Source organism: Lacinutrix sp. YIN62, assembly GCF_057219185.1.
The window spans coordinates 154538-163673 of the sequence record NZ_JBXVVH010000006.1; the positions used below are offsets into that span (position 1 = coordinate 154538).

The 9136-nt window shown below is 30.5% G+C and carries 7 protein-coding genes; 2 read left to right on the plus strand and 5 right to left on the minus strand.

The features are described from left to right. Positions 1–90: 90 nt before the first annotated feature. Positions 91–1275: an asparagine synthetase B gene (locus tag AC2D8I_RS05980; RefSeq protein WP_484705087.1), complete on the plus strand. Its 1185-nt coding sequence runs from the start codon at positions 91–93 to the stop codon at positions 1273–1275. On the opposite strand, the gene AC2D8I_RS05985 is transcribed toward AC2D8I_RS05980, so the two are convergent. Beyond that, positions 1272–3635, minus strand: a complete 2364-nt coding sequence (locus tag AC2D8I_RS05985; protein ID WP_484705078.1) for an ATP-binding protein — start codon at positions 3633–3635, stop codon at positions 1272–1274. The genes AC2D8I_RS05980 and AC2D8I_RS05985 overlap by 4 nt on opposite strands. 381 nt (positions 3636–4016) lie before the next feature. Between AC2D8I_RS05985 and AC2D8I_RS05990 the strand changes: the two genes are divergently transcribed. After that, positions 4017–5087, plus strand: a complete 1071-nt coding sequence (locus AC2D8I_RS05990) for an adenylate/guanylate cyclase domain-containing protein (RefSeq protein WP_484705079.1) — start codon at positions 4017–4019, stop codon at positions 5085–5087. Positions 5088–5164: 77 nt separating this feature from the next. On the opposite strand, the gene rplT is transcribed toward AC2D8I_RS05990, so the two are convergent. From rplT to thrS, 4 genes are all read right to left on the minus strand, one after another. Then, the gene (gene rplT, locus AC2D8I_RS05995; protein ID WP_484705080.1) at positions 5165–5509 is read right to left on the minus strand and encodes a 50S ribosomal protein L20; all 345 of its coding nucleotides are present in this window, start codon (positions 5507–5509) and stop codon (positions 5165–5167) included. A gap of 111 nt (positions 5510–5620) precedes the next feature. After that, on the minus strand, positions 5621–5818 hold the full coding sequence (gene rpmI / locus AC2D8I_RS06000) for a 50S ribosomal protein L35 (RefSeq protein WP_076733479.1): 198 nt from the start codon (positions 5816–5818) through the stop codon (positions 5621–5623). 62 nt (positions 5819–5880) lie between these two features. After that, positions 5881–6390, minus strand: coding sequence for a translation initiation factor IF-3 (gene infC / locus AC2D8I_RS06005; protein WP_484705088.1), 510 nt, complete (start codon positions 6388–6390; stop codon positions 5881–5883). A gap of 68 nt (positions 6391–6458) precedes the next feature. Beyond that, positions 6459–8393 (minus strand): threonine--tRNA ligase, encoded by a 1935-nt coding sequence (gene thrS / locus AC2D8I_RS06010; RefSeq protein WP_484705081.1) that lies wholly within the window; start codon positions 8391–8393, stop codon positions 6459–6461. Between the last annotated feature and the right edge of the window lie 743 nt (positions 8394–9136).

Genomic DNA, 9136 nt, shown 5'->3' on the forward strand with positions numbered 1-9136 from the left:
ATGAGTCTAGATACTTTGAAAAAAATAATATTACTTATAGCCGTATTACTGTTTACAACACAAACATATGCCTCTTACATCCTAATTCCTATGGATGCCGAAACTCAAGGAAATCATTTAAAAGCTTATGGAATAACCTATTGGACCTTAAAAGAAAATTTAAAAGTAAAATGGTTGCTAAATTATAGAGGCGGTTCTTTTTTATTACCAGATAGTGAAGCCATACAGCGTGAATGCAAAATAAGAGGTGTAAATTTTGAAGTACTAAGTAACGCTAAAGTAGAAGATATTTTAAAAGAAATAAGTAGCCCTAGTAAAAATATGGAAGCAGTTATTTTAGAAAAAGCACCTAAAATAGCGGTTTATACACCAAAGGGAAAATTGCCATGGGATGATGCAGTGACTATGGTTTTAAGTTATGCTGAAATTCCTTACGAAACCATATACGATAAAGAAGTATTAGAAGATGGTTTATTACTTTTTGATTGGTTACACTTACATCACGAAGATTTTACTGGTCAGTACGGTAAATTCTATAGAAACTATAGAGCAGCATCTTGGTATATTGAAGAAAAAAAACAAGCAGAAGCACTAGCAGAAACACTAGGTTACAGTAAAGTCTCTGAAGAAAAACGCGCAGTAGCCCTTAAAATTAGAGATTATGTAGTAGGAGGAGGCTTTATGTTTGCAATGTGTAGTGCTACCGATAGTTTTGATATCGCTTTGTCTGCAGATGGAATAGATATTTGCGAGCCTATGTTTGATGGTGATGCCAGTGAAGCCAATTACCAATCTAAATTAGATTATAAAAAAACATTTGCGTTTAAAGATTATATTTTGGAAAGAAGCCCTATGGTTTATGAGTTTTCAAGTATTGATATGACAAGGAAGCGTAAGATTCCTAAAGAAACAGATTATTTTTCATTGATGGATTTTTCGGCTAAATGGGACCCAATACCTACAATGCTATGCCAAAACCATACTGCTTTAATAAAAGGGTTTATGGGCCAAACAACATCTTTTACTAGAGATGAGATTAAATCGAATGTATTGGTTATGGGCGAAAATAGAACCAATAATGAAGCTAAGTATATTCATGGAATAAAGGGAAAAGGGTTTTTTACATTTTATGGAGGGCATGATCCAGAAGACTATACACATAAAGTGGGAGACCCAAAAACAGAGTTAGACCTACATCCAACATCTCCAGGCTATAGATTAATATTAAATAATGTTTTATTTCCAGCAGCTAGAAAAAAGAAACAAAAGACTTAAATATTAGCAGTTAATAAAAATAGAATTTCATTAATAGATTTAGTATTAATAGGTTTTGTTACATAATAGTTAACTCCAGCTTCTTCAGCATTTTTTCTTGACTCAGGAAATACATCAGCAGAACAAGCTACAATAGGAATACTTCGCTTAGTTTGATCGCTTAAATTCCTAATCGCATTGGTCGCTTCAAGCCCATCCATAACAGGCATTTGGATATCCATTAAAACTAAATCATAGGTGTTGGTTTTAATTTCGTTTAGTACTTTTTTTCCATTATCTACTATCGTAACCTCTGCTTTCCACTTTTGAAGTAATTGTTTTATAAATAATTGATTGAATTTGTTGTCCTCTGCAACAAGAATCTTTTTATTTAATAAAATATGTGTCTTTTTTCTATTCTGTTTTACTGGGACTTCTGAATCATTTAAGGGGCTTATTTTGTAAATAAGATTAAATTCAAAAGTAGACCCTTTATTTAATTCACTTTTTACCTTTAACTCACCATTTAAAATTGAAATTAATTTTTTAGTTATGCTTAAGCCTAAACCTGTACCTTCAGGTTTTTTTTCTTTGTGATTAGTAGATTGATAAAAGCTTTCAAATATAGTATCCATTTTATCTTTTGGAATGCCATTCCCTGTATCTTTTACGCTAAAAAATAATTGTACAAAATTATTCTCTAACGGTTTAGAATTAATATTAAGACTTACAAAGCCTTTCGTTGTGAATTTAATGGCATTGCCTATAAGATTGTTTAAAATTTGACTTAGTCTGAATTGATCACCCACAATGTATTTCGGGATATCTTGAGAATGCTTAATGCTAAATGAAATCCCTTTTTTTTCAGCCTTTATGCTAAATCCTTTGCTTAAGTTATGTATGAGTTCAGGGAAATTGAAATCGACTTCTTGTACATTAAGTTTTCCAGCTTCAATTTTTGAGAAATCTAAAATATCATTTACTATCATCAAAAGATTTTCAGTAGAAAACCTTATAGCTTCAATATTTTTATAGTCGTTGTCATTGCCAGAAAATTCCTCTTTTTCAAATAATTCTGATAAGCCTAAAATAACATTTAAAGGTGTCCTTATTTCATGACTCATATTAGAAAGAAAAGTGGTCTTTGCTTTTGCAGATTTTTCCGCAATAACTCTGGCTTCTTCTATTTTATTGCGACTTTCCCTAGATTTTGAAATGTCTCGAATTACTGAGAAGAAAAGGAGCTCGTTGTGTATTTGAATTGGGCAAACTTTTAGGTTGTAATAAAAAATAATATTGTCTTTAATTATTTCAAAATCAAAAAGCACATTTTCTAAATTAATTATGTTTTTTATCGAAAAATTATAGATGTTTTTTCTTAGATGCTTTGAGAAATGATGTGGGAGTAGCTTAAAAATATTAGTGTTTTCTGGACTTACATTTATAAAATCTGTAGCTTTTTTATTAGAACGTATAATATTTCCTTGGATGTCAAACAAAATATTAGCATCTAGAGCATTATGAATAATGGTTGAATATAATTTTTCATTGTTTTCTAACTCCTTTTGGATTTTTGTTTTAAAAAAAATTTCTTCGTTTAATTTGGAGTTTATGCTTTCCAAATTCGAAATTTGAGTTTTTAAAAGCTTATATAATTGTCCCTTACTTGGTAAGTTATTATTACCTGTAAGCAGTAATTCTTCTGGGACTAAGTTTATGGTAATCGTAAAATTATCTAAAAGATAATAATCATTAAAATACTTGCCAAAGGCGTTATTATATGTACTTAACATGGCATTTGTTCCCAAACGCTCTTTAATCTTTTGTTGAATCAAATTTGAGTAATCAGAAAGCTCTTTTAAAGCAGAAGTCGTATCATCTTGATTAAGAATTTCGAAAGACATCTTAGAGTTTAATAAATGATGTTCAGCTTTAACTAAAAAGGGATCTGTGAAATGGCCCAATAATTTTTTAGATATTATAATAACATCTCTTAAAAATAACTTGGATAAAATTACTTTTTGAGTATTATTATGCTCAATAAAAATTAGCTTAAGTGCATCTAAACTAGTTATTAATGTATTAAAATCTGAACCAATTTCTTTTCTAAATACAGCTTTATTGAAAACAGTTTTTTTGTGCTGTTTGAATAAAAAATCTTCGATCTCTAAATACAGGCTCGGAAGGTCCTCCAGTTTTTTAGAAAAAGACATTTTATCAAAAAGTTTTAATTTTGAGTCAAGCTCATAATTAACATTGAAGCCTCTCAGTTTTAATTTTAACGCATCAACAAATAGTAATATTCTAGACTCTTTAGAATCACTTAATTCATTTTGTTTAGATTTTGAAGCACGCCTTAATAACCTTTTTAAATAAGTCATGCCCATTTAATATTTACTTTGTAAATAGGGGATAAAGCCAAACCAGGAACGCCTATAAAGGGAGCGCTAACTAGATACAAATAAAATAAACGAAACAGCCATTTTGATATCGTATCAAATGGTTTATGAAGAATTTCACATACGCATTGTTTTAATAAAAGAGGGCTTGCTTTTTGATAATACTTAATCTTAGCAAGTTCTTTTTTTACTAAAACCAATTTATTTAAACAAAGTGATTTTGTTGAAGGAGGAGGATATAAAAACATAATACTTGGGATATATTATACAATTATACAATATTTATTTTATATCATAAAATTTAAAGAATTAACCATTATATTGTTGAATTTTAGCTTTAATAATTATTAATTAAAAAAGTAAATGAATTTTCAATTTTTAAGGACATTAATATATACGATCCTCTTTTGGATAGTTGCAATAAGTTTTTTCATTATTATTCGCTATTATGCTATTGGCGAATTCGAAACAGGTATTGCAAGTGATATATCAATCGTAGAATGGCTAATTCACTTTGGAATTATATCAGGTGTTTTTATAGGCTGTACCTATGCTTTAGTTGAATATGCATTCGATAAATTCTTAGCTAAGTGCTTAGCTATTTGGAAAATTTTTATTCTCAAATCAATTATTTATCTTATTAGTATAATCGCATCTATAACATTTGTGTCTAAAAAAATAGAAACATTTGGAGATTTGGATTTACCAAATGAACAACTTTTTTGGTGGCTTAGGCTTAAAGTCGTTTGGCTTATAATGGTCTATTTTATTATATGTACAGTTATTTTTACTTTCATTAAAATGGCAAAAGAGAAGTTTGGAAGCGGTGTTTTTATCAAGCTCCTAATAGGGAAATATAAAAAGCCAAGAGAAGAAAAACGCATTTTTATGTTTTTAGATTTACAAGCATCCACTAAAATTGCCGAAGAGCTAGGCCATTTTAAATACAGTGAACTCATACAGGAATGTTTTTACGATTTAAATTTAATAACACCTAAATATAATGCTGAAATATACCAATACGTAGGAGATGAAGCAGTACTCAGTTGGCCCTATAAAGCAGGAATTAAAAATAATAATTGTGTAGCATTGTATTACCATTTCCAAAAAAAACTACAGCAAAAAGAAAAAAACTATTTGAATAAATATGGAATACAACCTCAGTTTAAAGCGGGAATACATGGTGGAAAACTTATAGTAACAGAAATAGGCGCAGTAAAAAAAGAAATAGCCTATCATGGTGATGTTATAAATACAACAGCAAGAATCCAAGGGGAATGTAATACCTATCATGAATGGTTACTATGTTCAGAATCTTTACTTAAAAGTTTAAAGTTAACCAAACGTTTTAAAACTAAAACTTTAGGAAATATCTCTTTAAAAGGAAAAGAAACAGACGTAGCAATCTATGCGATAACCTATCATTCTAAATAATGAACATAAAAAAATCCGATTCAATTAAGAATCGGATTTATATAAGCGAAATGATATTATTCAATAGGCAAAATGCCTTATTTAATTTTGTTTACAACAGCTTTAAAAGCTTCAGGGTTATTCATTGCTAAATCAGCTAACACCTTACGGTTTAACTCGATATTATTAGCTTTTAATTTCCCCATAAATTGTGAGTAAGACATACCGTGTAATCTAGCTCCTGCGTTAATACGCGTGATCCATAATGCACGAAATGTTCTCTTTTTATTTCTACGGTCTCTGTATGCATATTGCATCGCTTTATCTACCGCGTTTTTTGCTACTGTCCAAACGTTTTTACGACGTCCAAAGTAACCTTTTGCTTGTTTAAGCACCTTTTTTCTTCTGGCTCTTTTGGCAACAGAATTTACTGATCTAGGCATAATTTTAATTTTTTTTGTAGTAGGCGTTCAAATAATTGACACTTTTATTTATTCTTTCGAATAGCCCAACTCCAGGGTTTATAAATAATTTTTAACCATTAAGGTAATGTGCTATTTTAAGCGCATCATTACTTTAATATTGTTCTCATCCGCAGGATGTACCAATGTACTATGCGTTAGAGCAAGCTTACGTTTTTTAGACTTCTTTGTTAAGATGTGACTCTTAAACGCATGCTTTCTTTTAATTTTACCAGTACCAGTAAGCTTGAAACGCTTTTTAGCACTAGATTTTGTTTTCATTTTAGGCATCTTGTTTCCTAGGTTTTAATTATTTCGCTTATAATATTTTTACCTTTTTTAAAAGGATTGTTTTATTTTTTAGGAGCAATAAACATTGTCATTCGCTTACCTTCTAATCGTGGCATTTGCTCTACTTTACCAAATTCTTCAAGGTCTTGAGCTAAACGCAATAAAAGAATTTGCCCTTGTTCCTTAAATACAATAGAACGACCCTTAAAGAACACAAAAGCCTTTAATTTAGCACCTTCTTTAAGGAATTTTTCAGCATGTTTCTTTTTAAATTCGTAATCATGATCATCTGTTTGAGGACCAAAACGAATTTCTTTTATCACAACTTTTGTAGCTTTAGACTTAATTGCTTTATCACGTTTCTTCTGTTCATAAAGGAACTTTTTATAGTCCATTATTTTACAAACAGGTGGATCAGCTTTTGGCGATATTTCTACAAGATCGAATTCTTGTTCTGTCGCTAATACTAAAGCATCTTTTGTGGAATATATCCCAACTTCTACATTATCACCAACTAGACGCACTTTTTCAGCTCTAATCTTAGAGTTAATTCTGTGTTGGTCTTCTTTAATTACTCTTAAAGGTCCTTTTGATCTTTTTCTACGTATTGCTATGACTTCTGAATTTTAGTTAAACTTATTTAAAATTGTCTTAATGTCTTGTTTATTTCTGTTTTGACGATTTCTGAAAATTCATCAACACTAATTGTGCCTAAATCATTTCCTCCATGTTGTCGTACAGATATCTTATTTTCTTGCTCTTCATTTTCGCCTATAATAATCATATAAGGCGTCTTACTCATTTCTGCTTCACGAATTTTCTTACCAATAGTTTCGTTTCTATTGTCTACAAGGGCGCGAATTTCGTGATTTTCTAACAAATTTAAAACTTTTTTACCGTATTTTTCATATTTCTCGCTAAGAGTTAACACAGAAACTTGGTTTGGCATTAGCCATAAAGGGAAGTTTCCTCCTGTATGTTCAAGTAAAATAGCAATAAAACGTTCCATACTTCCAAAGGGAGCACGGTGAATCATTATAGGTCTATGTAGTTCGTTATCACTACCTTTATACGTTAAATTAAAACGCTCTGGAAGGTTGTAATCTACTTGTATGGTTCCTAATTGCCATTGTCTTCCCAAAGCATCTTTAACCATAAAGTCTAATTTAGGGCCATAAAAAGCAGCTTCACCTGTTTCAATTACATAATTTAAGCCTTTATCTTTCGCAGCACTAATAATTGCTTGTTCAGCTTTTTCCCAATTCTCAAGACTTCCTATATATTTATCCGGATTATCGGGATCTCTTAATGAAACTTGAGCCGTAAAATTATCGAAGCCTAAAGATCCAAAAACATAAAGTACCAAATCGATTACGTTTTTAAATTCCTCATCTAATTGGTCTGGTGTGCAAAATAAGTGTGCATCATCTTGTGTAAAACCTCTTACTCGCGTCAAGCCATGAAGTTCTCCACTTTGTTCATACCTATACACGGTTCCAAACTCAGCATAACGTTTAGGAAGGTCTTTATACGACCATTGGTTGTTACTGTATATTTCACAATGATGAGGGCAGTTCATAGGTTTTAGTAAAAACTCTTCCTCATCTTTAGGTGTTTTTATAGTTTGAAAACTGTCTTCACCATATTTAGCAAAATGACCAGAAGTAACGTAAAGCTCTTTTTGACCAATATGTGGCGTCATTACCATTTCATAACCTGCTTTCTTTTGAGCCGTTTTTAAAAACGTTTCTAAACGCTCACGTAAAGCAGCTCCTTTTGGTAGCCATAAAGGTAAGCCCGCACCCACCTTTTGAGAAAAAGTGAATAACTCTAGTTCTTTCCCTAATTTTCTATGATCTCGTTTTTTGGCTTCTTCTAATAAAGCTAAATATGCTGTTAGTTCTTTTTGTTTTGGAAAAGCAGTCCCATATACACGTGTTAACTGCTTGTTTTTTTCATCTCCTCTCCAATAGGCTCCTGCTACAGATAAAATTTTCACAGCTTTAATGATTCCTGTATTTGGAATGTGTCCTCCACGACATAAATCTGTAAAAGAAGAATGATCACAAAAAGTAATGCTTCCATCTTCTAAATTCTCAATTAATTCAGTTTTAAAAGGATTGTCCTTATATAAGGATAATGCTTCTGCTTTGGAAACCGCTCTCATATTAAAAGTGTGTTTTCCGCGCGCAATGTCTAGCATTTTAGATTCAATAGATTTAAAATCTTTATCAGAAATAGAGACTTCACCAAAATCCACATCATAATAAAATCCATTATCAATTGCAGGACCAATAGTTAGTTTTGCTTTAGGATATAACTCCTCAATAGCTTGCGCTAAAACGTGAGCAGACGAATGCCAAAAGGCTTTTTTCCCTTCATCGTCCTTCCAAGTATATAATATTAAAGAACCATCGGTGGTTAAAGGTGTAGAGGTTTCAACAGTTGTACCATTAAAACTAGCAGAAATAACATTTCGCGCTAAGCCTTCACTAATACTTTTGGCCACATCCATTGCGGTAGAATGCTTCTCAAAAGGTTTTACACTTCCATCAGGTAAAGTAATATGTATCATATATTGTATTAAAATTGAATTGGCAAAGATAATAGGTTAAAAATAGACAGACAACACATACTTATGTATATTTCTTTCTATTAACTCATTATAGTATAACGATTGTATTTAAATGGCATTAATTCAATAAGGTATTTAAAAGAGTTATAAACTAAAGGTAGAAAATTAGGAGGGAAGCTATTATAGTTAGCTTTTTACTGGTTGCGTGTTGTAAGTATAAGTGTATTTATATAAAAAACATTTTTTATTAACTATATATTATAAAGAGTTTAACCTAATTAGAAAAAAGGAGTAAATGTTTTGAATAGGGCATAGTATCTGTTTGAGTACTATAAACAAGAACATAAAATGTGTATATAGTAGAATATTATACGTTTTAAATACTAAAACACTGGTATAGCGTTTTTTATGTTTTTTTTTTGAAAAAAAACATAAAAAAATACAAAGAAAAAAATAGGTGGTATTAAAAAGAGTATTATATTTGCAGCCGCAAAAAACGGCAACGTTTTACGTGTGGGTTCTAATACATAATGTGAGTTTTATAATACTTTTGAAAAAGAAAAAACTTTTTTTAAAAAAAACAAATAAAAACATTGTGAGAGACGAAAAAGGGTTTTATATTTGCACCCCGCTAACGAAATAAGTAGTTAAGCGAAACAAACAAGAATAAAAGTTCATAAACATATTGAATTGACAGCGTAGATTAACATTGGAAACGATGTTAGTTACAAAAAGAGAATAAA